Genomic DNA, 24,199 nt, shown 5'->3' on the forward strand with positions numbered 1-24,199 from the left:
TTCAATACTGATCCGGTAATTTATCTATCTTTTAAGAATTCCAAATCCAATGCTTTCAGCAAAAAAACTTATCTTGCAGTTGACAAATCACACCAAAACGATTAACAAACTAATTGTATAATTTATGACTAATCTTTATCCAGATAAAATGGCCGAAATATATGATGCCATGTACCAAAGCTTCATAAACTATGATAAAGAATATACTTTTTACAATAATTTACTCCAAAAAAACAATCCCAAAAGCATTTTAGAAATAGGCAGCGGAACAGGAAATCTGGCTCAACGTTTTATAGAAAATAAACAAAACTACACCGGTCTTGATTACAGCAAAAGCATGATTAGTATCTCGCAAAAAAGAAATCCAAACTGCGAATTTATTCACGCTGACATGCGTGATTTTAACCTCGAAAAAAAAGTAGATGCCATAATCATCACCAGTCGTTCTACGAGTTACCTAATTTCAAATAACGACATCAACGACACTTTTAGCTGTTTGTACAACAACCTTAATACCGAAGGAATTATTATTTTTGACTTCATAGACGCAAACCGATTCATTCCTCATATCAAAGAAAACACAGCCATTATTCATTCAGCCCAACATAAAGGCATTAATTATAGCCGAAAAAGCAGTTGGGAAGTAAGTATGCACGATAATTTTTTGCTCGAATGGACTGCTAAATATTACAGTGACGAAATTGACAATACTAAAATAATTGCAAACGACTATGCTACCGTAAGAGTTTTTACATTAAACGAAATGCAATTATTTCTCTATCTCAACCATTTTGAAATTATCGAAATTATCGACCGAAAAACCTATGCTTACGACACTTTTGTAATTGTAGCACAAAAAAAATCCTGAGTTATTCACTCAGGATTTTTAAATTGAAATTATATATAATCAACTATTCATTATGCAAGAAAGCCTGTCTGTTCAACAAGGTTTCTTCATCCTCTACATGATTCTCATCCGGAACACAACAATCCACAGGACATACAGCAGCACATTGAGGCTCATCATGAAACCCTTTACACTCTGTACATTTACCCGGAACGATGTAATATACCTCATCCGAAATTGGAGTTTGTGCCTCATCAGCATCTACTTCAGTTCCGTCAGGAAGCACTACTTTTCCTTTTAATGTTGTACCATCTTTATATCTCCAATCGTCAGCTCCTTCATAGATTGCTGTATTTGGACATTCTGGTTCACATGCACCACAGTTGATACATTCGTCTGTTATGATAATTGCCATTTTTATTCTGTGTTTATTTTGTTTGTAAGCTAAAATCCTTTAACCAAAAAAACATTTGACCTAAGACTTTTGACTTTCGACTTATTAAATCTTACTTTTGTGCAAAATTACAATCAAAACATTTCATAAACAAACATTATGACATTAGAAACAAAAAAAAATGCGTTTATTGAATTAGGAAAATTTTTAAGTCAATTTTCCGAAGCCGAAAACACCCAAAAAAAAGACGTTTTAGGCAATGCTGTTTTTTTTGATTCTTTTGTTGATTTAATCCATCTATCTCAATCTCATAATGGATGGTACACTCCTGAACAAGTGTATTATGCGGTTCAATCCTGGACAAATGCCCTGACAGCAGAAAACCTGAATACATGGTTAAATGCTTATGATTTTACCAATGTGAAACCAAAGAAAATTGCACTGATACTAGCCGGAAACATCCCACTGGTTGGTTTCCATGATTTTCTATCAGTACTGGTTACCGGACACGATGTTTTAATAAAAACATCCTCAAACGATCAGCATTTATTGCCTTTTTTAGCCAAATACCTAATTCACATTGCACCTGAATTAGCCAATAAAATCACTTTTACCGAAGGCAAACTGGAAAATTTTGATGCCGTAATTGCCACCGGAAGCAACAACACCGCCCGTTATTTTGAATATTACTTTAAAGACAAACCTTCTATTATTCGCAAAAGCCGAAATTCGGTTGCCATCTTGAATGGAGAAGAAACCAAAGAGCAATTAATTGCTTTAGGCGAAGATATTTTCAGGTATTTTGGTTTAGGATGCCGCAATGTATCCAAGCTTTTTGTTCCAAAAGGATATAATTTTGATGCTTTTTTTGAAGCTATCTTCGAATATCAGGATATAATCAAATATGAAAAATACGCCAACAATTACGATTACAATAAGGCGGTTTTCCTGATGAGTAATTTCAAATTATTAGACAATGGCTTTTTAACTATCAAAGAAGATAATAGCCATGCCTCTCCTATTTCAAGCGTTTTTTACGAATATTACGAAAATCTTGCAGATTTAGAAAAAAGACTGGATTCAGAAGCCGACAATATCCAATGTATTGTGAGTAATAATTTAGTAAAAAATAGCGTCGCATTTGGACAGACACAACAACCTAAATTATGGGATTATGCCGATAACACCGATACTATATCGTTTTTGTTAATAACATAGAAAATTTTTTAATAATTATTATGAATAATTTAATGCTTATTCAACTCCTATTACCGAAATTTGCATTTTAATTTTTTGGACTTAAATACACCATGAAAAAACACAACTACAGCGCAGGACCATCTATCTTACCACAGGAAGTTTTTGAAAAATCAGCACAAGCTATTTTAGACTTCAATAATTCAGGATTATCTATCTTAGAAATTTCGCACCGAAGTAAAGATTTCGTTGCCGTTATGGACGAAGCCAGAGCTTTAGCTCTTGAATTACTAGGATTAGAAGGAAAAGGATACAAAGCTCTTTTTCTTGGAGGTGGAGCAAGCCTTGAATTTTTAATGGTTCCTTACAACTTGATGAAAGAAAATGGGAAAGCCGCTTATTTAGATTCAGGAACTTGGGCTACTGCAGCTATTAAAGAAGCTAAATTCTTTGGAGAAACTGTAATTGTTGCTTCATCAAAAGAAGACAACTATACTTATGTTCCTAAAGATTATGAAATTCCTGCTGACGCAGATTATTTCCACTGTACTTCTAATAATACCATTTTTGGTACACAAATGAAATCATTCCCTAAAACTAATGTACCGTTAGTTTGCGATATGAGTTCAGATATCTTCTCAAGAGTAATCGATTTTTCTCAATTCGACATTATCTATGCCGGAGCTCAAAAAAACATGGGACCTGCAGGAACTACTTTAGTAGTTGTTAAAGAAGAAATTTTAGGTAAAAACGGACGTGCTATTCCAAGTATGTTAGACTATGCTAAACATATCAAAGCTGACAGTATGTACAATACTCCACCAGTTTTCCCGGTTTACGCTTCTCTATTGACTATGAAATGGATCAAAGAAAAAGGAGGAATTGCTGCTGTTGAAAAATTAAACAACGCAAAAGCAGAATTACTTTATAATGAAATCGACAGAAACCCATTATTTAAAGGTGCTGCTGTAGTAGAAGATCGTTCTAACATGAATGTTACTTTCTTGCTAACTAACCCGGAACATACTGAAACATTTGACAAAATGTGGAAAGAAGCCGGGATTTCAGGATTGCCAGGTCACCGTTCAGTAGGCGGTTACAGAGCTTCTATCTACAACGCTATGCCAATTGAAAGCGTACAAGTGTTAGTAGATGTAATGCAAGCTTTAGAAAAAAACGTTTAAAAACAAAACATATAAATAAATGGAACGATTAAAGGTCAAAAACTTTTAATCGTTCTTTATTTCAACCAAAAAAGAATTCGAATCTTTAAAATAAAAAAAAAGAAATGAAAGTATTAGCAAACGACGGGATTTCAAAAAGTGGAATCTTAGCTTTAGAAAAAGGTGGTTTTGAAGTAATCACTACAAAAGTGGCTCAGGAACAAGTAGCTAACTATATCAATGAAAACAACGTAAGCGTAGTTTTGGTAAGAAGTGCAACCAAAGTACGTAAAGATATTATTGACGCTTGTCCTGGTATCAAAATCATCGGTCGTGGTGGTGTAGGTATGGATAACATTGATGTGGATTATGCTAAAAGCAAAGGAATTCACGTAATCAACACTCCTGCTTCTTCATCAGAATCTGTAGCTGAATTAGTTTTTGCTCATTTATTATCTGGTGTTCGTTTCTTACATGATTCTAACAGAAACATGCCTTTAGAAGGAGACACAAAATTCAATGATTTGAAAAAAGCGTATGCTAACGGAGTTGAATTAAGAGGAAAAACTTTAGGTATCGTAGGTATTGGTCGTATTGGTCAGGCTACAGCTAAAATGGCTCTTGGTTTAGGTATGAAAGTTATCGCTGCTGATAGTTTTATCCCAAAAGTGGATATTAAAGTTGAATTCTTTGACGGACAATCAATAACTACAACTGTTGTTTCTCAATCATTAGAATCTTTATTTCAGGAAGCTGATTTCATTACATTACACGTTCCTGCTCAAAACGGTTACATTGTAACTGAAAAAGAGTTTGCTACAATGAAAGACGGTGTAGGTATTGTAAACTGTGCCCGTGGTGGTGTTATCAACGAAGTAGATTTAGTTAAAGCTTTAGACAGCGGAAAAGTTGCTTTTGCAGGTTTAGATGTTTTCGAAAACGAACCAACTCCGGCAACTCAACTTTTAATGCACCCAAAAATCTCTTTGACTCCTCACATTGGAGCTGCAACTGGAGAAGCTCAGGACAGAATTGGAACTGAATTAGCATCACAAATCATCAGCATTTTGAGCTAATAGTTTAAGAATTATATAACACAAAAGGACTCTTTATCAATTGGTAATGAGTCCTTTTTTCATTATATTTGATTAAACCATTTAAAAAAAAAGCTCATGTTAGAACAATTAACACAACTAGTACAAGAATTTGGACAAGATGCTGTTGTAAAAAACGAGGCTATTCCAAACGAACAAAATGAGGCAGTTTTAAAAGAAACCAGCAGTTCTATATTTTCAAGTTTACAAAAAATAGCAACCGAAGCTGATTTATCTCAAATTGCAGGCTTATTACAAGGCAAGGACATCAATAAAAATGATCCCACCATTCAAAAAATCACCAATGAAGTATCCAATTCATTGATTCAAAAATTAGGAATTAACTCAGCTACAGCTACTAACACAGCAACAAATTTGATTCCTCAAGTACTCAGTTCCCTAATTAACAAAGCTAACGACCCAAAAGACAAGAGTATCAGCCTTTCCGGATTACTGGATTCCTTAACAGGCGGTGATAGTCCAGAACACGCTAGTATTATGCAGGCTATAGGTACTTATGGAATCCATTTTGGTTTAGATCAAAACTCCGATGGAAAAATTGATTTAGACGATGCCAAAGAACTAACCAAAAAAGGAGGTTTAGGCAGTATGCTTGGAAAACTTTTTGGAAGATAAATCAGATTACAATTTTACTATAGAGCCATTTATACCTGAGATAAATGGCTATTTTTTTGTTAAAAACAATCAAAACAAGCTATTAAATTCGTAAATTTAAATAGCTTATTTCATCATCATGAAAAATATTTTTCACATATTAGTAACCCTTTTAGCTATTATTACAATAAGTTGTAATACAAACAAAACCAGTATTATAAAACAAAAAAACGAAATAGCCAGCACTAATGATACTATCAAAATTGCCAATAAAGACCTCGAATACGAAGTTATCATTATTGATCCCGGTTTCACAACCTGGCTTAACTCTATGGCTTATCCCCGTGGTTTTTATACCCAAAGTTATCTGGAAAACAAAAACAGATTGTATATCAACGAATGGAACAATCGCTTTTTACAACCGCAACGTTACAGCAGAAATTTATATGAAATGAATATTGATTACGACCCTAACATTGATTACGGTTACGAAGTAAATTATTTGATTTACAATTATATGATTTATTTTCAAAATAATTACCGTCAAAAACTCTGGGGTCACGTTCCTTTAAGATAATCTTTACTACATTTGTTATCATTATAAATAAAAATGAAGGGATTAAAAAAACGTTGGGGAATTACTTCTAATTTTCAACTTACAATAGTTTTTATCGTTTTTGCCATTACGGGATCAGCTTCGGCATGGATTTCAAAACCAGTTTGTGTCTGGTTAGGAATTCTCAAAGAAGATTTTGGTTTCTGGCACACTCCTATTCGTTTGATTTTAATTTTTCCTTTGTACCAAATTCTGTTAGTCCTAATTGGATTTTTATTTGGTCAATTCAAATTTTTCTGGGCATTCGAAAAAAAAATGCTTCAAAAAATGGGTTTAGGTTTTATGTTTAAAGAATAATCCTGAATTCAAAATCCCACTTACATCACCTGAGTCGTTTTGAAAACCTGAATAGGAGAAGCTAACAGAGTTTCGCTATTAGCTATAAAATCTATCAAATAAGACTGTTCATTATGAATATCAAGTCCCGCCTGATTTGTCCATTCTTCCCAAATAATAAAAACATTTTCGGAATAATGTAAATCATATCGAACACAAGCAGCTTCTTTTCTGGTATTGGTAACCAAACTGTGAACCATCTCTTTAACCACTTCTATATTTTCTTTTTTGCTTTTTATAATAGCTGTAATCGAAATCATAATTCTATAAAATTTAAAAAATGGAATCTACATAATTAAGTAAAATCCTGTTTAAAGATAATACTATTTTCTGTTTTTCCCTTTTCGAGCTGATGAAAATTAAAAACGGACAAGGATTTCAATGTTGGTGTATTACTGTATAAATCAAAATTCTGTTGTTTTTGAGACTCAACTGTCCTTAGCTTCCGCAATCGAGTGTCAAATGTTTGAAGAATGCGTAAAAAGAAAAACTGTTTGATCCGCCGCTGCGGAGATTTTTTTTCTTTTAGCATTCGAAAACTAATTTAACCGACGAGGAAGCGCAAGACTTGAAATCGAAGATTCATGAATACCAAAAAAATAGGAACGCATGAATAATATTTTGTTTCTTTTTTGATCAAGCAAAAAAGAAAATTAATAATCCATTATTTCACATTTAATAAAAAAGTCATTGGCTCGAACTCACGAAAAATTTCATCAAAAGCTAATTACCCTCAATCGATTCTAATAGCGTTTTAATAGATGCGATTCCTGATTTGGCCTATTTAACTTTAGTATTTCATCAGTATGTTTTACTTTTATAGGAGACAATATAAAACAACAATAAAATCATGGAAAAAAGAGCCCATCAATATAAACTCACACTCGAATACCTTAAGGATTCAAAAGGAGAAAGTATTTCAGTAGCCCCTATCGAATTAACGTTCAACAACCACGACGATATTTTCTCGATTATCGAAAGACAAAAGAACAAAAACTTATTTGGCGATAAGCAACAAGCTACCGAATTTGCCATTGGTCTGAAACTATTCAGCGAAGTGATGCTCAAAAATCGAAAAGATCCTTTGTTTGAGGAATTAGCTCCTGCCTTTGGAGCCTTTATGAAAAGACTCAAAGCCATTCCCGCCGCAGATTCAGAATAAATAATTTCGAATGAAAACAAAAAAAAAAGGATTTCACTATTTAAAGCGAAATCCTTTTTCAATCTAAAAACTAAACTATAATCTAAGCAATCTTTTCTTTTACTCTTTTTTTAAAAACTTAAGAATTACCAAAAAACAGTATATAATGCCACTAACACGCTGCAAATAATAAATGATCCAATAATAAAACCTGAAGACACTTTAAACATTGAGGTATCCACTTCTATATTGTGTTTTTCGTGTAATTGAACCGGTTCAGGTTTCAAAAGACTTATTCCTACCATGATAGCTACTATCATAACAAAAGTAATACTCATTCGGTCTAAAAAAGGAAAATCCGGAAAAGCACCGTTTGTCCAAACAGGCAGGAATTTTAATACTGTAGCAATAGGCACTGTCAGCAATGCACCCGCAAGACCGGCATTAGCAGTAGTCTTTTTCCAAAACATTCCCAACATAAAAATTGCTAATACTCCCGGTGAAAAGAAACCTACATATTCCTGAATAAACTGATAAGCCTGATCTAATGATTTTAAAGAAGGCGCAACAATAGCACCAATTAGCATCGCTACCACAACAGCTAGCCTTCCTACACGTACTAATTTTTTTTCAGAGGCATTTTTATCAAAATATTTTCTGTAAATATCTAAAGAAAAAATTGTCGAAATACTATTCGCTTTTCCTGCTAAAGAAGCCACAATTGCAGCAGTTAAAGCTGCCAGGGCAATTCCTTTTAAACCGGCTGGCAATAAATTCATCAATGTAGGATAAGCACGATCCGGTTTTAAAACTCCCGCTGCGTCAAGCATTTCACTTTGAAACATTCCGTTTTGATGCATTACATACATGGCAATACCCGGCAAAACTGCAATAACCGGAACTAATAATTTTAAAAAGGCTGCAAACAAAATCCCTTTTCGGGCAGTTTTTAAATCGGCCCCCAAAGCTCTTTGAACGATGTATTGATTGCAACCCCAATAAGCCAGATTATTGATAAGCATCCCTCCTATAATTACTGACATTCCCGGTAATTCGGAATAATGTGGATTCGATTTATCAAATATCATTTGCAAATGACCCGGTGCTTTTTCTTTTATAATAGCAAGACCTTTAAAAATATCTTTTCCATATCCAAACTGCTCTGAAAGTAAAGTTAGTGCCAAATAAGTGGTAACCAAACCTCCCAATATCAATACGATTACCTGAAACATATCGGTATATCCAATTACTTTCATTCCTCCTAAAGTAACTATAACAGAGAATAAACTCAATCCGATAACACAAAACTCAAAACTAACCGGCGCAATCGATGAAATGGCCAAAGCACCTAAATAAATAATCGAAGTAAGATTTACGAATATATAAATCAGCAACCAGATTACCGCCATAATTGCACTTACGGTATCATTGTATCTTTTTGCCAAAAATTGCGGCATCGTAAATATTTTGTTTTTAAGATATACCGGAAGGATAAACACGGCTACGATAATCAATGTCGCTGCCGACATCCATTCATATGAAGAAATAGCCAGTCCAAGTGCAAAACCCGAACCACTCATCCCGATAAAATGTTCCGCTGAAATATTAGAAGCAATTAATGAGGCTCCAATAGCCCACCAGGTTAGTGATCCTTCGGCCAAAAAATAATCATTTGAGCTTGTAACTGCATTTTTCTTACTTCGATAGATATACATTCCGTAAGAGGTGACTATCACAAAATAAATAAGAAAAACAATGTAATCTGCGGTTTGTAGTGCATTCATAATTTTTAGGTTGGTTTATTGTAGTCAATAGCAAGACTATGTACACAAAAATAGACTCAAAATAAAAACTGAATATGGATATTTTATGCTAATACATGGATTTTTCATAAAGGAATGGCTAATTAATCCATTTGGTGAGCCTGAAAAACAGATTGTGCCTCAATGAATAAAAAATTCTTCCCGAATTAAGAAGCACTTTTTTTTGTGTTGTTTCCAATTGTGTCCATAATTTCCGCAGTCGATTATCAAATATTTAAAGAATACTAATTATGACCGACAAAGAAGCGCAAAACTTGAAATCGAAAATTATTACATCCGTTCGCCTTTTAGGCTCGGGTCATGAATACAAAAAAAAAAAAAAAAAACAGGAACGCATTGATATTTTTTTGTTTCTTTTTTAATCAAGTAAAAAAGAAAATTAATACAGCCAAAATTAAAAAACAAGAAAATAATTCTGAAATGCTTGTTTCAGAATTAAAAAAACTATATCTTTGCCCTTCAAATTAAATCTTATGGCTCGCTGTGTAGAATTTAACGAAGTCGAAAAAATTGAAAAAGCAATGAATGTCTTTTGGGAAAAAGGATATAATGCTACTTCAATGCAAGACCTTGTGGATGCTATGCAAATCAATAGAAGCAGTTTGTATAATACTATTGGCGACAAGCATCAGCTTTTTATGAAATGCATCAGCAATTATTTTGATAATGCCATGCAGGAATTAAAAGATAAAGTGGTTAACGAAACATCGGCAAAAGCTGCGCTGATTAAGGTCATTTCTGATAAAGCAGATTGGATTATATCCTGTGATAAAGGATGTCTGGGGATGAAAACGATTTTCGAAATTGCCCCGGATGATTGTACTGTCCGAAATGTAATGAGTAAAAACAATGATATATTCATTGAATTCTTAGCTACTATAGTACAAAAAGCTATGGATGATGGCGAAATGGATGATTCGGAAGATGCGGCATTAATGGCTGAATACATTGCCACTTCTTTTACAGGATGGAAGCAATCGTACATCCTTAATGGAAATCCTATCAAAATCAAAAAAATGTCAGAATTCCTTATAAAAAACATATTCAAGTAATTTTTTTTTACACCAATTCTGGAACGTTTATTTCAGATATAATATTTATTACGCATACCCATTTTTTTAAACTACAGCATTCATTTTGAAACGATTATTCCAGAATAAATACTAAAATCAAACATTAATTTAATAAAAAACAGCATGAATTCTGAAACGTTTATTTCAAAAAGAAGTTCTAAATCAAATATTAATTTAAGGAAAACAATAACTATGAAAAAGATTACCCTAATAAGCATACTAGCATTATTCGTTATCAGTTGCAACGATAAAAATACCGCTCCACCAGCAACTGCAGCCCCTAGCCTTCCAGTAATGAACATTAAATCACAGGAAGCCACTACAGAAAATGAATACCCGGCTTCCCTGCAAGGTGCCGTAGATGTCGAAATTCGTCCGCAGGTTAGCGGAAACCTGGAAAGGATTTATGTTGATGAAGGTGCCTATGTAACTAAAGGTCAAACACTTTTTAAAATAAACGAGCGTCCTTTTCGTGAGCAATTAAACAATGCCTTGGCTAATCTTCACGCAGCAGAAGCGGCTTATTTAAACGCTCAGTTAGAAGTCGATAAGCTGACACCATTGGTACACAACAAAGTAGTTTCCGACTATCAGTTGAAAACCGCTAAAGCAACACAAAAAATCGCTGCTGCCAATATTGAGCAGGCAAAAGCAATGGTGGGTTCGGCCAGAATTAATTTAGGATATACTAATGTTACAGCCCCTGTAAGCGGATACATTGGGAGATTGCCTAAAAAACAAGGAAGTTTGGTTGCTGCAACTGATATTGAGCCTTTAACCAACTTATCCGATGTGCATGAAGTATATGCTTACTTCTCATTAGGCGAAACCGATTTTATCAAATTCAAATCAGCGTACAGCGGAAATACCCTTGGCGATAAAATCAAAAAATTACCTCCCGTTACTTTAGTCCTTGCCGATAATTCAGCTTACCCACAATCAGGAAAAATTGATATGGTTGATGGTCAGTTTGATAAAAACACAGGAGCCATTACCGTTAGAGCTACTTTCCCAAACAAAAACGGAACATTACGTTCCGGAAATACCGGGAAAATCCGATTAGGAGTGCAACATGACGATGCGATTTTAATTCCACAATCGGCTACAATTGAAATGCAGGATAAAGTTTTTGTTTTCACCGTAAATAAACAGAACAAAGTCAACAAAATGCCGATTAACATCAGCGGAAAAAGCGGTACTAATTACTTAATCAAAGACGGAATAAAATCAGGTGACCAAATTGTATTAAGCGGTATCGACAAACTTCAGGAAGGACAACTGATCCAGCCTGAGAAACCAAAAGCACAAATTGCTCAAATTATTAACTAAATATAATTTCTATACAGATGTTCAAAATATTTATACAAAGACCAGTACTCGCCACCGTTATCTCCATTTTACTGGTGATCTTGGGAATACTGGGACTTACCAAATTACCCTTACAACAGTTTCCTGATATCGCGCCACCATCGGTTTTGGTGACGGCTATTTATCCGGGAGCGAATGCAGAAACCGTTTTACGTTCGGTTGCACCATCGCTGGAAGAATCGATAAATGGTGTTGAGAACATGACTTACATGAGCTCAACAGCCAGTAATGACGGAACTTTAGCCATTACGGTTTTCTTCAAACTGGGTACTGATGCTGACCGAGCTGCTGTAAACGTTCAGAACAGGGTGGCTCAGGCTACAAGTCAGTTGCCTGCCGAAGTTGTTCAGCAAGGTGTAATCACTGCAAAACAACAAAACAGTTTTATTATGGCCATCGGAATGTACACCGATGATGAATGCAAATACGACCAGACTTTTGTTGCCAATTATGCCCAGATTAATATTATTCCTGAAATCAAACGTATTCCGGGAGTAGGTGCCGCCAGTATTTTTGGTGGTGTAAAAGATTATTCGATGCGTGTTTGGTTAAATCCAACCCAGATGTCGGCTTACAATGTGACGCCAAATGAAGTTATGGCAGCCATTCAGGACAAAAGTTTAGAAGCTGCTCCGGGGAAATTTGGAGAAAGAAGTAAAGAAGTTTTTGAATACGTAATCAAATACAAAGGAAAACTAAGCAAACCAGAAGATTATCAAAACATTGCCATTCGTTCCAATGCCGATGGTTCTGTACTTCGTGTAAAAGATGTTGCCAGAGTGGAACTTGGTTCTTATTCTTATAACAGTTTAACGCGTTTGAATGGTAAAAAAGGAATTGTAATTGGTGTGATTCAGTTGGCTGGTTCTAATTCGAATGATATTCAGGTTGCGATTAATAAATTGATGGTGAAAGCCGCTAAAGATTTTCCTCCGGGCATCAAACACAATATTTTTTATAGTACAAAAGTATCGTTAGACCAATCGATAGATCAGGTAAAACACACTTTATTAGAAGCATTTATATTGGTATTTATTGTGGTTTTCATCTTCTTGCAGGATTTTAGATCAACTTTGATTCCGGCAATTGCGGTTCCGGTAGCGATTTTGGGTACGTTCTTTTTCATGCAGTTATTCGGATTTTCGATTAACTTATTGACTTTATTCGCTTTGATTCTGGCGATTGGTATTGTGGTCGATGATGCTATTGTGGTGGTCGAAGCCGTGCATGCCAAAATGGAACACAAACATCTGTCTCCAAAAGTAGCCACTCACGAAGCGATGCACGAAATTACCGGTGCAATTATTTCGATTACATTGGTAATGGCTGCAGTATTCCTGCCTGTTGGTTTCATGGAAGGTTCTACTGGGGTTTTCTATCGTCAATTTGCTTTTACGATGGCCATTGCAATTGTAATTTCAGCTGTTAATGCGTTGACTTTAAGCCCTGCCCTGGCCGCTTTGTTCTTAAAAGATAATCATGCAGCACATGATGAAAATACACCTTATGAGAAAAAAGGATTTAAAGAAAAATTCTTCACTGCTTTTAACTCGAGTTTCAACTCCTTAACGAATCGCTATGTGGGTGGATTGCAATTTCTAATTCGCAAAAAATGGCTGAGTTTAGGCGGATTGGCCTTAATAACTGTTGCAACCATTGTAATGGTAAAAACAACGCCATCAGGATTTATCCCAACAGAAGATCAGGGATTTATTGCCATCGCGGTTAATACGCCATCGGGAACTTCTTTGGACAGAACTCAAAAAGTAATGACCGAAGCTGAAAATATTTTAAGCAAATTAGATGCTTCCAGAGACGTTACCGCTATTTCAGGTTTCAACTTATTGACAAATTCTACAAGCCCGTCATCAGCAGTAGTTTTTGTTTTGCTGAAACCAAATGAAGAACGTGGCGAAGTGAAAAATATAGACGAAATCATGAATGAGGTTCGTGGCAAATTAGGTGCGATTTCCGGTGGAAGCTTCTTTGTATTCAGTTTCCCAACTGTTCCCGGTTTCAGTAATGTGGAAGCTTTAGATTTGGTGTTACAGGATAAAACCGGAGGAAAACTGGATAAATTCAGCGGAATTTCTCAAACCTTCATTGGAGAACTCATGAAACGTCCCGAAATTGCGGTTGCTTTTACTTCTTTCAAAGCCGATTATCCGCAATTGCAATTGGATATCAATGATGAAAAAGCCGATCAATTGGGTGTAAAAGTCAAAGACATTCTGCAAACCATGCAGGCATATTTTGGTAGTGCTCAGGCTTCTGATTTTAATCGTTTTGGAAAATACTACCGAGTTATTGTTCAGGCTGATATTGCCGACAGAGCTGATCCATCTGCAATCGACCGTGTTTTTGTGAAAAATAATCGTGGCGAAATGGTTCCAATCAATACCTTGGTAAAACTGACTCGTATTTATGGTTCAGAAACTGCTTCGAGATACAATTTGTTCAACTCTATTTCGATAAATGCCATTCCAAAACCAGGATTTAGTTCAGGAGATGCCATCAAAGCAATCGAAGAAGTCGCAGCCCAACAATTGCCAGCCGGTTACAGCTATGAATTCTCAGGACAAACGAGAGAAGAAATTTCGTCAGGAGGTCAGTCGGCAACGATTTTCTTGCTGTGTTTGATATTCATTTATTTCTTACTGGCAGCGCAATACGAAAGTTACATTTTGCCTTTGGCAGTAATCTTCTCCATACCTGCGGGAATCTTCGGGGTATTTGCAGCCATTGGTTTAACCGGAATTGAAAACAACATTTACGTACAGGTTGCCTTGGTAATGCTTATCGGACTGCTCGCCAAAAACGCCATCCTGATTGTCGAATTTGCATTGCAAAAAAGAAAATCAGGACAGAATTTGATCAAAGCTTCCATCGATGCCGCCAAACTGCGTTTACGACCAATTATCATGACCTCATTAGCCTTTGTTGTTGGTTTAATCCCGATGATGAGTGCCAAAGGGCCTTCGGCACAAGGGAATCACTCGATAAGTATTGGAGCTGCGGGTGGAATGGTTTCAGGAGTAATTCTAGGGTTATTTATTATCCCGGTTTTATTCATCATATTCCAACATTTACAAGAAAAGGTTTCTGGAAAACCAGTAGCCGTAATTCATAACGAAGAAAATAAAAATGGAAAATTATATCACAATAATTCTGGTGACAATCATCATCAGCATAACGTACCTGTCCTATAAAATATCGAAAGATCTTGAAACAAAAGATGATTTCTATTCAGAAAAATAAAGACCAAGTATAAAAATGAAAAAGTATATAACAAAAATAGTGATGATTCTTTTTGTCTTCATCACCTTAATATCCTGTACCGTTTCTAAGGATATTGAAACTCCAAAAGATGCATTTCCTGAGAATTTCAGGAATGCATCAGTTTCAAAAGATACCACTAGCATTGCCAATTTAGAGTGGAAAAACTTCTTTACCGAAAAAGATATTATTCAGTTAATCGATAGCGCGGTGACCCGAAATAACGATTTACAAATCGCCACTAAAAACATCGAAATTGCGCAATATCGTTTTACGCAATCCAAATGGGGAAATATTCCTCAGGCGAATTTGTTTGTGAATGCCAGCACCAGCAATCCGTCGGACAATAGTTTTACGGGAATGAATCTGAATCAGGCTTTGGGGCAAAAACACATTGACGATTATTCGGCCGGAGTTTCCCTTTCGTGGGAAGCTGATATTTGGGGTAAAATCCGCAATCAGAAAAAAGGGGCGTTTGTAAATTACCTGCAATCGGAAGAAGTAAAAAAAGCATTGCAAACTTCTATTGTAGCCAATGTTTCCAAAGGATATTACAATCTGTTGATGCTGGATGCGCAATTAGATATTGCCAAGAAAAATGTACAATTAAACGATAGTACCAGCAAAATCATCAAATTAAAATACGATGCGGGACAGGTAACTTCATTGGCGATTCAACAAGCGGAAGCACAAAAATTAAACGCAGCACAATTGATTCCATTATTAGAACAAAACATTGCCATTCAGGAAAATGCTTTGAGTGTGTTAACCGGATCATTCCCCAATTCGAAAGACAGAACGATTCGTTTGAGTTCAGTTGAAGTAAAAAACAATACGTCAACCGGAATTCCGTCATCCTTAGTAAGCCGAAGACCGGATGTAAAAAGTGCCGAATTAGCGCTGAAAGTGGCTAACGCCAATGTGGGAATCACCAAAGCCGACTTGTATCCTGCGCTTAGAATTACAGCTCAGGGCGGCGTAAATTCATTCGAAACCAGCAATTGGTTCAACATTCCGGCTTCGTTATTTGGAACAGTTGCAGGAGGTTTAACCCAGCCCTTATTAAACTCTAAAAAAGTGCGAACACAATACAATATTGCGAAAGTCGAAAGAGAAAAAGCCGTTTTGGGTTTTAGACAGGCTGTTTTGGTTGCAGTGAGTGAAGTCTCAGATGCTTTGGTAAAAGTGGAAAAATTGCAGCAGCAGGAAACTTTCTTAAAAGAAAAAGTAAAGACTTTACAGCAGGCAATTAAAAATGCCAATTTGTTATTCCAAAACGGAATGGCGGAATACCTGGAAGTTTTATCAGCACAGGCCAATTTATTACAAAGTGAATTGGAACTGGCGAATATAAAAAGAGAACAACTTTCTGCTAATACTGAATTGTATAGAGCCTTGGGTGGTGGTTGGAGATAATACATTCAATTGATATAAAAGTAAAAAATTAGATTATCCATTTTCTTTTTTGCTTGATCAAAAAAGAAACAAAAAATTATTCATGCGTTCCTATTTTTTTTGGTATTCATGAATCTTCGATTTCAAGTCTTACACTTCCTCGTCGGTCAAATTAGTTTTCGAATGCTAAAAGAAAATAACTCTCCGCCGCGGCGGATCAAACAGATTTTCTTTTTACGCATTCTTCAAACATTTGACACTCGACTGCGGAAGCTAAGGACGGGATAATCTAAAAACAACAACATTTGATATATAGTTAAATACAAACAGTTTAATAAAATCTAAAATTATAAAATAGTATGAGTACAACTAATTTATTTACCCCCTTTAATTTTAAGACATTAAATCTTAAAAACAGAATCGTAATGGCACCTATGACGCGTTCTTTTTCTCCAAACGGAATTCCAACGGATGAAGTCGCTTCTTACTATCAAAAAAGAGCCGAAGGCGAAGTGGGTTTAATATTATCTGAAGGAACAGTTATCGACAGACCTTCTTCATCCAATGATGGAAATGTTCCTCATTTTTACGGCGATCAGGCATTAAAAGGATGGAAAAAAGTAATCAATGAAGTTCACGCTGCCGGAGGTCAAATGGGACCACAAATCTGGCACATGGGCATTATGGACAATCATCATTCGGGTTGGGTTCCGCCAGTACCTTTTGAAGGTCCGTCAGGATTGAACCGTCCCGGTTTCAATAACGGAAATACAATGTCTGAAAAAGACATTGAAAATACTATTCTTGCTTTTGGAAAAGCAGCTGCCGACGCTAAAAGACTGGGTTTTGACACTATCGAGATTCACGGTGCGCACGGTTATTTGATTGACCAATTCTTTAGTCCTGAAACCAATTTACGTACTGATATTTATGGAGGAAAAACATTGAAGGAACGCAGCCGTTTTGCAATTGAAGTGGTGAAAGAAATTAGAAGACAAGTAGGAAATGATTTTGCGGTTATCATGCGTTTCTCTCAATTTAAACCTTCTGATTACAATTATAAACTGGCTAAAACACCTCAGGAATTAGACGCCTGGCTTACGCCTCTTGTGGATGCCGGAGTGGATATTTTGCATTGTTCACAACGTCGTTTCTGGAAACCTGAATTTGAAAACTCTGATTTAAATTTTGCAGGTTGGGCTAAAAAACTAACCGGAGCTCCAACGATCACGGTGGGTTCTGTTGGACTTTCTAGTGATTTCTTTGGTGCTTTTGCAGGTGAAAGTTCGCAACCAGCGTCTTTGGACGAACTAACAAGACGTTTCGACAGAGGCGATTTTGATTTGGTTGCCGTTGGAAGACCTTTATTATCCGACCCGAATTGGGTTGCCAAAATAAAAGCTGGAAAAACAGAGGAATTGGTAGGATTTAGTAAAGAAGCTCTAAGCGAATTGGTTTTATAATTTTTATATTCTGGTTATTTAATTTAATTCAAACCCGACAGCTTTTTAAAAGCTGTCGGGTTTGTTTTTTTATTTTCAATTCATAAGAATTGATTGAGTAAAAATACTACATTTGAAAAAATAAGCTATGTAGTGCCTATCTACCTATATTTGGGTGTATAGTTGCTACTTTATATTGATTATATACTAAGTTACGCGCAAATTTATAAGACACTTAATCAAAAACACATTCATGGACATTGACATTAAACTAAAAGATCTTCGGGTCAAATTAAGACAGAATTCCAAAGAAATCATGAATGATGTTTTAGTGAGACACGTTCCTAAAATTAGTTCAAAAGATAAATCAAAAAAAGAAATATGTGTTTTTTGTGCAAGTCAAGATAATTTAACAAAAGAACATGTATTGCCAAAATGGACATTTGAAAATTGCACTAAAAAATTCTTTGTAACTGATACAAATGGTAGCGAACAAACATATAATAAAACGACAATTCCAGTTTGTGCAGATTGTAACAATAATTTATTGAGTAGTGTTGAAAGCTATATAATTTCCATTTTTAAAGATACTGATTTATCAAACTCATTTTTTAATGATGAGCAATTGCAAAACATAATTCGTTGGTTAGAAATAATAGAATATAAATTTCAATTATTGGAGATTCGGAGAAAATTCATAAAATCAAAGTCGTCTCAATATTTAGAATATCTAAGAGACATTCCTATATCTATTATGAGAGCCAACATAGATTATTCGCCAAGTAAAGCGGTAACTGAAATTAGACTTGCGCAGAAAAGAGTTACCCAGAAATCTAAAGTTAGTAATCAAAACTCTTTAGTTATATTTAAAACCAAAAATGAAAGTTTTTATTTCTTTCATCACTTAAATGATTTTATTTTTTTAGAACTTCCAAAGTTTGGTATAGCGCTATTTTACTTCTATTCTCGAAAGTTTAAAAATGTTGAAAATGCTAAAAATGAAGCAATGGAAATTATAAATAGAGTGTACTAATAAAAATGTACGCCTAACGCTAAAACAACGGATTTAGGCAATTGGCTTAATGTGTAACACTAATCAAAAAAACCTGCGTCGTTTTAAAAACCTAAATGACGGTATTATTAAAAAATGCTTCCCGATACTCCCGAAACTTCGGAATCAGAAAAAGCTATCTCATTTTCTAAAAATCCACCTCGAACTGACGAAAATTTACAATCAAAAAATTTTACCCAAGAGTTTAATACTTAATCAAAAAAGGAGTACTGAATCTTTAAATCCAATACTCCTTTTAAAAAATATATTCGGTATATCTTATTTAGAATAAGCTACAGCAACTTGTTTACTAGAACCTAAACCTTCGATACCTAATTCAATCACATCACCTGCTTTTACATAAATAGGATCTGGTTTGATACCTAAACCTACTCCAGGAGGCGTTCCTGTACTGATGATATCACCAGGAAGTAAAGTCATAAACTGGCTTAAGTAATGCACTAAAAATGGAATTTTAAACACTAAATTAGAAGTGTTACTGTTTTGGAATTTTTTACCATTTACAGTCAACCACATTGGAAGATTGTTCACATCGGCAATTTCATCCTGTGTTGCTAAAACCGGTCCAAGAGGTGCGAAAGTATCACAACCTTTCCCTTTTGCCCATTGCCCTCCCATTTCGATTTGGAAAGCTCTTTCGCTATAATCGTTTAACAAAGCATATCCCGCAACATAATCTAAAGCTTCAGCTTCTTCCACATAACTTGCTTTTTTACCCACTACAAAAGCTAATTCAACTTCCCAGTCGGTTTTTTCACTTCCTTTAGGGATAATCACATTGTCATTTGGTCCACACAAAGAAGTAGTCGATTTAAAGAAAATGATAGGCTCTGTTGGGATTGGTGCACCAGTTTCATGACAGTGATCCACATAATTCAAACCAATGCAAATAATTTTTGAAGGTCTTGCAACCGGAGACCCCAAACGAACTTCATTTGAAACTTCAGGGAAAGAAGTTCCGCTTTCGATAGCTGCTTTTAACTTTTCTAAGCCATTATTCTCAAAAAAAGATTCGTTATAATCAGTTACAATTGAAGAAACATCATATCTTTTTTCTCCAACTAAAATTCCTGGTTTTTCGCTGCCTGCTGCTCCAAAACGTATTAATTTCATTTCTCTATATTTTATTGTTATTTTTTTCTTTTAGGTATTTAGCAACTAAGTCGCTTAGAATTAATTATTTAATTTGATAAATCCTCCGTCAATTGGATAATCTGATCCTGTGATAAACCCAGCTTCGTCACTTGCTAAAAACAATGCTAAAGTAGCAATTTCTTCCGGTTTTCCCATTCTTCCAATAGGCTGTGATTTTGATAATTTTTCGAATATTTCAGCCTCATTTCCAGGATAATTTTTAGCAATAAATCCATCTACAAAAGGAGTATGCACACGTGCAGGAGAAATCGAATTGCAACGGATATTCTCGTTGATATAATCTCTGGCAACTGATAAAGTCATAGACATCACAGCTCCTTTGGCTGTAGAATAAGCAAAACGATCTGAAATACCAACCCATGAAGCAATCGAAGCCATATTCACAATCGATCCTCCACCTGATTTACGGAATTGAGGGATAGCTGCAAACAAACAGTTATAAACTCCTTTTACATTTACGTCCATAATTCGGTCAAAATCAGCTTCCGGAGTGGTATCAACCTTACCTACATGGGCAATTCCGGCATTATTCACTAAAACATGAATGTTACCAATTTTTTCAAAAGTAGCAACTACTTCATCATGTTTGGCAACGTTACAGGCATGAGCAAAAACTTTACCTCCTTCGGCAGTGATTTCATCTACGGTAGCTTGGGCACTTTCGGCAGTTAATTCTATAATATGAACTTCAGCTCCTTGTTTTGCAAATAAAACAGAAATAGCTTTTCCTATTCCGCTACCACCACCTGTTATGATTGCTTTTTTATCTTTTAATGAGAACATTTTAACGTAGTATTAAATTATTATAAATGATATTTTATTTTAATAAGGACAAATTTATAAATAAATGCTTCGTTTTCAAGAGACAAAATAGTCTTAATTTGTTGAATTATTGGAAATAACAACTGATTTACAAAACCAACACCCAACACTATATCGTTTTAAATACCAATAGATTACGATTTTAAATTTATCTAAATATAAAAAAATAAAGGTACTGTGCCACAATCCTAAATAATAATTCGATTTTATCCTTATCTAATTATTATTTATCTTTGGAAGCTAATGAAACTAGAGAGAACCCAAATATCGTCTTACCTAAATAATGCTATTTCTGTACTTGTCAGAGAGGAATCTTTCTTTCAGGCCCCTTTCCATTCCCACCCGGAACTGGAACTGGTTTATGTAAAGGAAAGTTTTGGTAAAAGGATTATAGGTAATTCTGTTGACAATTTTGAAGCCGGAGATATGGTTTTCCTTGGTTCCGATATCCCTCATGTTTGGCTAAATGACGAAATTTATTATCACAACATCAACAAACTAAAGGCAAAAGCCATTGTAGTTTACTTTAACAAAGATATTTTTGGCCCGGCTTTTTACGAATTAAAAGAAGCTCAAAAAATCAATAGCCTTTTCGAAAAAGCAAAAAAAGGGCTTTCAATTAAAGGAAAAACAAACAAACTGATTGCTGAAAAATTAGAACAATTAGTTATCAAACAGGACTTTGAAGTAATCATAGGTCTGTTCGAAATCTTATCTCTTCTATCCGCTACCACTACTGATTTAGACTTCATAAATAGCGAAACTTACACTCCTTCCAACGATTCTTTCAAAAAAGATCGTCTTTCGGATGTTTACCAATACATAAAAGACAATTACAAAAAAGAGATTTCTCTGGATGAAGTAGCTCAAATTGCCAATCTGACACCGACTTCTTTTTGCAGAATGTTCAAATCCAGAACCAAAAAGAATTTTATTGAATATCTGAACGAAATACGCATTTCCAATGCATGCAAACAGCTTATTGAAACTGACATGAGTGTTTCGGAAATCGCCTATGAATGCGGCTATAAAACCGTTTCTAATTTCAATAAACTATTCAAGAAAAATACGGGAAACACTCCTAAAGAATACAAAAACAAAATAGCGCGTTAAACTTAAAATTTATCGAAATTAATTCCACCTATTCCGCCGCGGCGGATGTAATTTTGATGAATTTTCAAGAAATTTTTCATCCGCCCAGGCGGAATAGGGAAAAAGAAAATTTCTTTTTAAAATAAATTTAAAACAGCCTTTAGTTAAACACATAAACCACATTGAAGCCTCCGTAATAATTTACCGGATTTCCCGGATAATAATAACGCGCCGGAGCTGTACCAAAACCTACTGCATTAGGCAAAACACTGGCTGCATAATTTTCATTCAATACATTTTGGATTCCCACATTCATCTCCATTTTTATCTTTTTAAGAACATAAAAAACATAGCTGGCTTTTGCATCAAGCAATTGATGCCCTTTTGTTTCTTTCGAATTGGCATCATCAAGATATCTTTTGCCCGTATATCGATAAGAAGCATTAAAACTCAAACCCATTGCCGTTACTAAATCCAATCCCGCATTCAATTGCACATTAGGTACAGCAGGCAACAATTTCCCTGAAAAATCACTGTCCCTATCTACGAAATCTTTAAATTTAAAACGAGTAATGGTTCCCGATAAATACGGATTAAGCTGAATATTGGCATTCGCATCAAATTTATAATTCACTACGAATTCCATTCCCTGATGCGAACTTTCACCTGCATTAATACCCACATATTGATCGTCGGCAATCCTTCGCGCCACTAATAAATTCTTAATTTGTGCAGAATAAAAAACCAATTCCGCATAAAGCTTTCGACCTAAAAAATTCCCTTTAAAACCTACTTCATAATTAACTCCCACTTCTGGTTTTAAATCAGTATTAATTTGCCCTTCGGTTGTTAGGGTTTCGGCAACTACAGGAATAGAAAAACCTTTACTCAATGAAGTATAAATATTTTTACCATTGTCTATTTTATAAGACAATCCTATTCGAGGCGACCAAATACTTTCAAAGCTGTAATTTTGTTTGATTCCCGCTTCTGAAAAAATAGCTACCTGATTGTAATGAGTTGTATTGAATGCAATCCCGGATTCCAGATTGAGTTTTGTTGATAGTTTAGTTTCCATTTGTAAAAACGCATTCCAACAACGTCTGTTTTGTTCCATTTTAGCAAATCGTTCTCCCTGCAAACTACCTTTTCCGGAATTAGACTGATATAAATTTCGAAAAAGAGAGAAATTATAATTCTCCGTTATAAATTCAGTTCCAAGACTGATAACATTTGGCAAAGTGAATAAAGAAGATGAATAATTTACTTTCGATCGAAAACCTACCGATTTGGTTTTATCTTCCAATATATCAAAAGGTCGGGCTTCGTAAGCGTTTTTTAAAGTCGTAAAAAAACTGTTATCCATAGACCAATTTTCAGAAAACTGATATTCCAATCCCAAACCCGCCAACAATTTATCATAGGATTCAAATCCTTTCGCAGCAAGCCAGGTAGCTGCCGCCGATTTAGGATTGTTATTAAAAGCAGTTTCACTTATCGAACTCGGAATAAATGCTTTCAATCGGGTTGCAATTCCAAAGAAAGAAAGAGTACTTTTTCCGGAGAGCCGCTGTTTACCAAACAGATTAAGTGATTTTCGATTGTAATCACTATTTACTCTATAACCATCCTGCTGCAAATTACTGTAATTGACAAAAACAGAAGAATTTGAATCAGCAGAACCAACCGATAAAATCTGTTTCATCAACCCAAAACTCCCAAAAGTAGTTCCTGATTTTCCAAAGGTGACCTCTTCATCAATTTGCTTTGCTTTCAAACTGATAACACCTCCCAAACCAGCACCAAAACTGCTCGAATTAGGTCCTTTTATAATTTCGATTCCTCCTAAAGCTTCTAAATCAATATCCTCTAACACCGTTTCTCCTTCAGCATCAGAAAGCGGAATCCCCTCAAAATAAGCCTTAATTCTGCTTGTACCGTATTGTGTCCTTGCCCCGATACCGCGAATTGTAATTCTATTGGTATTCAAAGCACCTTGTTGCATATAAACTCCCGGAATTTTATTCAAAACCGGAGTCAAAATTACCCCATCGGTCTGATTGATTTCTTTTTCGGTTATTATCGAAACTGCTGCAGCTGTATTCTGAATATTTTTTCGAATAGGAGCAGCTGATAATACTAATTCAGACAAAGAAAGTGTATCCTTTTTAGCTTGTCCAAAAACAGAAATACCAGACAATAAAACCAACAAACAAATTAAACAAGTAAATACTTTTTTTTGATTGTTTAGTCTGATTTCTATTGTCATATCGTGAAA

Annotated in this window: 22 protein-coding genes; 15 read left to right on the forward strand and 7 right to left on the reverse strand. The window is 35.1% G+C overall.

All coding sequences use genetic code 11. From position 1 onward, the window contains the following. The first annotated feature begins 124 nt into the window (after positions 1 to 124). A complete protein-coding gene (locus FDM27_RS08860) occupies positions 125 to 868 on the forward strand; it encodes a class I SAM-dependent DNA methyltransferase (RefSeq protein ID WP_071185955.1) in 744 nt (247 codons plus the stop codon). 43 nt (positions 869 to 911) lie between these two features. Here the strand turns inward: FDM27_RS08860 and FDM27_RS08865 are convergent, their stop codons facing one another. Continuing rightward, positions 912 to 1,262 carry a 4Fe-4S dicluster domain-containing protein gene (locus FDM27_RS08865; protein WP_071185956.1) on the reverse strand — a complete coding sequence of 117 codons (351 nt, stop codon included), beginning with the start codon at positions 1,260 to 1,262 and terminating at the stop codon, positions 912 to 914. A 138-nt stretch (positions 1,263 to 1,400) separates the two neighbouring features. Here FDM27_RS08865 and FDM27_RS08870 point away from each other — a divergent pair, with 138 nt between their 5' ends. From FDM27_RS08870 to FDM27_RS08895, 6 genes are all read left to right on the forward strand, one after another. Next, positions 1,401 to 2,459 (forward strand): acyl-CoA reductase, encoded by a 1,059-nt coding sequence (locus tag FDM27_RS08870; protein ID WP_140485988.1) that lies wholly within the window; start codon positions 1,401 to 1,403, stop codon positions 2,457 to 2,459. Between the two features lie 92 nt (positions 2,460 to 2,551). Continuing rightward, positions 2,552 to 3,622, forward strand: a complete 1,071-nt coding sequence (gene serC, locus FDM27_RS08875; protein WP_140485989.1) for a 3-phosphoserine/phosphohydroxythreonine transaminase — start codon at positions 2,552 to 2,554, stop codon at positions 3,620 to 3,622. Between the two features lie 104 nt (positions 3,623 to 3,726). Further along, complete coding sequence (locus FDM27_RS08880; RefSeq protein ID WP_140485990.1) at positions 3,727 to 4,677, forward strand: D-2-hydroxyacid dehydrogenase; 951 nt, start codon at positions 3,727 to 3,729, stop codon at positions 4,675 to 4,677. A gap of 96 nt (positions 4,678 to 4,773) precedes the next feature. Then, positions 4,774 to 5,331: a hypothetical protein gene (locus FDM27_RS08885; RefSeq protein ID WP_140485991.1), complete on the forward strand. Its 558-nt coding sequence runs from the start codon at positions 4,774 to 4,776 to the stop codon at positions 5,329 to 5,331. A 118-nt stretch (positions 5,332 to 5,449) separates the two neighbouring features. After that, entirely contained in the window at positions 5,450 to 5,887 is a 438-nt protein-coding gene (locus FDM27_RS08890; RefSeq protein ID WP_071185961.1) for a DUF6146 family protein, read from the forward strand. Between the two features lie 33 nt (positions 5,888 to 5,920). Continuing rightward, positions 5,921 to 6,223 (forward strand): DUF6787 family protein, encoded by a 303-nt coding sequence (locus FDM27_RS08895; protein ID WP_071185962.1) that lies wholly within the window; start codon positions 5,921 to 5,923, stop codon positions 6,221 to 6,223. 20 nt (positions 6,224 to 6,243) lie between these two features. Here FDM27_RS08895 and FDM27_RS08900 read toward each other — a convergent pair whose 3' ends face one another. Continuing rightward, positions 6,244 to 6,522, reverse strand: a complete 279-nt coding sequence (locus FDM27_RS08900) for a putative quinol monooxygenase (RefSeq protein ID WP_140485992.1) — start codon at positions 6,520 to 6,522, stop codon at positions 6,244 to 6,246. 35 nt (positions 6,523 to 6,557) lie between these two features. Beyond that, entirely contained in the window at positions 6,558 to 6,794 is a 237-nt protein-coding gene (locus FDM27_RS16060) for a hypothetical protein (protein WP_181161649.1), read from the reverse strand. A 318-nt stretch (positions 6,795 to 7,112) separates the two neighbouring features. Between FDM27_RS16060 and FDM27_RS08905 the strand changes: the two genes are divergently transcribed. Further along, complete coding sequence (locus tag FDM27_RS08905; protein ID WP_071185965.1) at positions 7,113 to 7,424, forward strand: DUF3861 domain-containing protein; 312 nt, start codon at positions 7,113 to 7,115, stop codon at positions 7,422 to 7,424. A 125-nt stretch (positions 7,425 to 7,549) separates the two neighbouring features. Here the strand turns inward: FDM27_RS08905 and FDM27_RS08910 are convergent, their stop codons facing one another. After that, on the reverse strand, positions 7,550 to 9,187 hold the full coding sequence (locus FDM27_RS08910) for a sodium/sugar symporter (RefSeq protein ID WP_071185966.1): 1,638 nt from the start codon (positions 9,185 to 9,187) through the stop codon (positions 7,550 to 7,552). Positions 9,188 to 9,699: 512 nt separating this feature from the next. Here FDM27_RS08910 and FDM27_RS08915 point away from each other — a divergent pair. From FDM27_RS08915 to FDM27_RS08940, 6 genes are all read left to right on the forward strand, one after another. Beyond that, entirely contained in the window at positions 9,700 to 10,278 is a 579-nt protein-coding gene (locus tag FDM27_RS08915; RefSeq protein WP_140485993.1) for a TetR/AcrR family transcriptional regulator, read from the forward strand. A 213-nt stretch (positions 10,279 to 10,491) separates the two neighbouring features. After that, positions 10,492 to 11,628 carry an efflux RND transporter periplasmic adaptor subunit gene (locus tag FDM27_RS08920; RefSeq protein ID WP_140485994.1) on the forward strand — a complete coding sequence of 379 codons (1,137 nt, stop codon included), beginning with the start codon at positions 10,492 to 10,494 and terminating at the stop codon, positions 11,626 to 11,628. 17 nt (positions 11,629 to 11,645) lie between these two features. Continuing rightward, positions 11,646 to 14,876 carry an efflux RND transporter permease subunit gene (locus FDM27_RS08925; protein WP_255510506.1) on the forward strand — a complete coding sequence of 1,077 codons (3,231 nt, stop codon included), beginning with the start codon at positions 11,646 to 11,648 and terminating at the stop codon, positions 14,874 to 14,876. A gap of 64 nt (positions 14,877 to 14,940) precedes the next feature. After that, the gene (locus FDM27_RS08930; RefSeq protein ID WP_140485995.1) at positions 14,941 to 16,359 is read left to right on the forward strand and encodes a TolC family protein; all 1,419 of its coding nucleotides are present in this window, start codon (positions 14,941 to 14,943) and stop codon (positions 16,357 to 16,359) included. 338 nt (positions 16,360 to 16,697) lie between these two features. After that, the gene (locus tag FDM27_RS08935) at positions 16,698 to 17,801 is read left to right on the forward strand and encodes an NADH:flavin oxidoreductase (RefSeq protein WP_140485996.1); all 1,104 of its coding nucleotides are present in this window, start codon (positions 16,698 to 16,700) and stop codon (positions 17,799 to 17,801) included. Positions 17,802 to 18,033: 232 nt separating this feature from the next. Beyond that, positions 18,034 to 18,813 (forward strand): hypothetical protein, encoded by a 780-nt coding sequence (locus FDM27_RS08940; protein WP_140485997.1) that lies wholly within the window; start codon positions 18,034 to 18,036, stop codon positions 18,811 to 18,813. A 297-nt stretch (positions 18,814 to 19,110) separates the two neighbouring features. Here FDM27_RS08940 and FDM27_RS08945 read toward each other — a convergent pair whose 3' ends face one another. Next, positions 19,111 to 19,965, reverse strand: a complete 855-nt coding sequence (locus FDM27_RS08945; RefSeq protein WP_071185973.1) for a fumarylacetoacetate hydrolase family protein — start codon at positions 19,963 to 19,965, stop codon at positions 19,111 to 19,113. 60 nt (positions 19,966 to 20,025) lie between these two features. After that, positions 20,026 to 20,790 carry an SDR family NAD(P)-dependent oxidoreductase gene (locus FDM27_RS08950; RefSeq protein ID WP_071185974.1) on the reverse strand — a complete coding sequence of 255 codons (765 nt, stop codon included), beginning with the start codon at positions 20,788 to 20,790 and terminating at the stop codon, positions 20,026 to 20,028. 282 nt (positions 20,791 to 21,072) lie between these two features. Between FDM27_RS08950 and FDM27_RS08955 the strand changes: the two genes are divergently transcribed. Continuing rightward, positions 21,073 to 21,942: an AraC family transcriptional regulator gene (locus FDM27_RS08955; protein ID WP_071185975.1), complete on the forward strand. Its 870-nt coding sequence runs from the start codon at positions 21,073 to 21,075 to the stop codon at positions 21,940 to 21,942. Positions 21,943 to 22,081: 139 nt separating this feature from the next. Here FDM27_RS08955 and FDM27_RS08960 read toward each other — a convergent pair whose 3' ends face one another. Then, positions 22,082 to 24,190, reverse strand: coding sequence for a TonB-dependent receptor family protein (locus FDM27_RS08960; protein ID WP_140485998.1), 2,109 nt, complete (start codon positions 24,188 to 24,190; stop codon positions 22,082 to 22,084). Between the last annotated feature and the right edge of the window lie 9 nt (positions 24,191 to 24,199).

The sequence above is a fragment of the Flavobacterium sp. GSA192 genome, from assembly GCF_006386525.1.
GTDB lineage: Bacteria > Bacteroidota > Bacteroidia > Flavobacteriales > Flavobacteriaceae > Flavobacterium > Flavobacterium commune.

What these genes read in the sequence shown, in the direction of transcription:
- FDM27_RS08860 (WP_071185955.1), top strand. Translation starts at nt 125, where the DNA reads ATGACTAATCTTTATCCAGATAAAATGGCCGAAATATATGATGCCATG.
- FDM27_RS08865 (WP_071185956.1), bottom strand. Translation starts at nt 1,262, where the DNA reads ATGGCAATTATCATAACAGACGAATGTATCAACTGTGGTGCATGTGAA.
- FDM27_RS08870 (WP_140485988.1), top strand. Translation starts at nt 1,401, where the DNA reads ATGACATTAGAAACAAAAAAAAATGCGTTTATTGAATTAGGAAAATTT.
- serC (WP_140485989.1), top strand. Translation starts at nt 2,552, where the DNA reads ATGAAAAAACACAACTACAGCGCAGGACCATCTATCTTACCACAGGAA.
- FDM27_RS08880 (WP_140485990.1), top strand. Translation starts at nt 3,727, where the DNA reads ATGAAAGTATTAGCAAACGACGGGATTTCAAAAAGTGGAATCTTAGCT.
- FDM27_RS08885 (WP_140485991.1), top strand. Translation starts at nt 4,774, where the DNA reads ATGTTAGAACAATTAACACAACTAGTACAAGAATTTGGACAAGATGCT.
- FDM27_RS08890 (WP_071185961.1), top strand. Translation starts at nt 5,450, where the DNA reads ATGAAAAATATTTTTCACATATTAGTAACCCTTTTAGCTATTATTACA.
- FDM27_RS08895 (WP_071185962.1), top strand. Translation starts at nt 5,921, where the DNA reads ATGAAGGGATTAAAAAAACGTTGGGGAATTACTTCTAATTTTCAACTT.
- FDM27_RS08900 (WP_140485992.1), bottom strand. Translation starts at nt 6,522, where the DNA reads ATGATTTCGATTACAGCTATTATAAAAAGCAAAAAAGAAAATATAGAA.
- FDM27_RS16060 (WP_181161649.1), bottom strand. Translation starts at nt 6,794, where the DNA reads ATGCTAAAAGAAAAAAAATCTCCGCAGCGGCGGATCAAACAGTTTTTC.
- FDM27_RS08905 (WP_071185965.1), top strand. Translation starts at nt 7,113, where the DNA reads ATGGAAAAAAGAGCCCATCAATATAAACTCACACTCGAATACCTTAAG.
- FDM27_RS08910 (WP_071185966.1), bottom strand. Translation starts at nt 9,187, where the DNA reads ATGAATGCACTACAAACCGCAGATTACATTGTTTTTCTTATTTATTTT.
- FDM27_RS08915 (WP_140485993.1), top strand. Translation starts at nt 9,700, where the DNA reads ATGGCTCGCTGTGTAGAATTTAACGAAGTCGAAAAAATTGAAAAAGCA.
- FDM27_RS08920 (WP_140485994.1), top strand. Translation starts at nt 10,492, where the DNA reads ATGAAAAAGATTACCCTAATAAGCATACTAGCATTATTCGTTATCAGT.
- FDM27_RS08925 (WP_255510506.1), top strand. Translation starts at nt 11,646, where the DNA reads ATGTTCAAAATATTTATACAAAGACCAGTACTCGCCACCGTTATCTCC.
- FDM27_RS08930 (WP_140485995.1), top strand. Translation starts at nt 14,941, where the DNA reads ATGAAAAAGTATATAACAAAAATAGTGATGATTCTTTTTGTCTTCATC.
- FDM27_RS08935 (WP_140485996.1), top strand. Translation starts at nt 16,698, where the DNA reads ATGAGTACAACTAATTTATTTACCCCCTTTAATTTTAAGACATTAAAT.
- FDM27_RS08940 (WP_140485997.1), top strand. Translation starts at nt 18,034, where the DNA reads ATGGACATTGACATTAAACTAAAAGATCTTCGGGTCAAATTAAGACAG.
- FDM27_RS08945 (WP_071185973.1), bottom strand. Translation starts at nt 19,965, where the DNA reads ATGAAATTAATACGTTTTGGAGCAGCAGGCAGCGAAAAACCAGGAATT.
- FDM27_RS08950 (WP_071185974.1), bottom strand. Translation starts at nt 20,790, where the DNA reads ATGTTCTCATTAAAAGATAAAAAAGCAATCATAACAGGTGGTGGTAGC.
- FDM27_RS08955 (WP_071185975.1), top strand. Translation starts at nt 21,073, where the DNA reads ATGAAACTAGAGAGAACCCAAATATCGTCTTACCTAAATAATGCTATT.
- FDM27_RS08960 (WP_140485998.1), bottom strand. Translation starts at nt 24,190, where the DNA reads ATGACAATAGAAATCAGACTAAACAATCAAAAAAAAGTATTTACTTGT.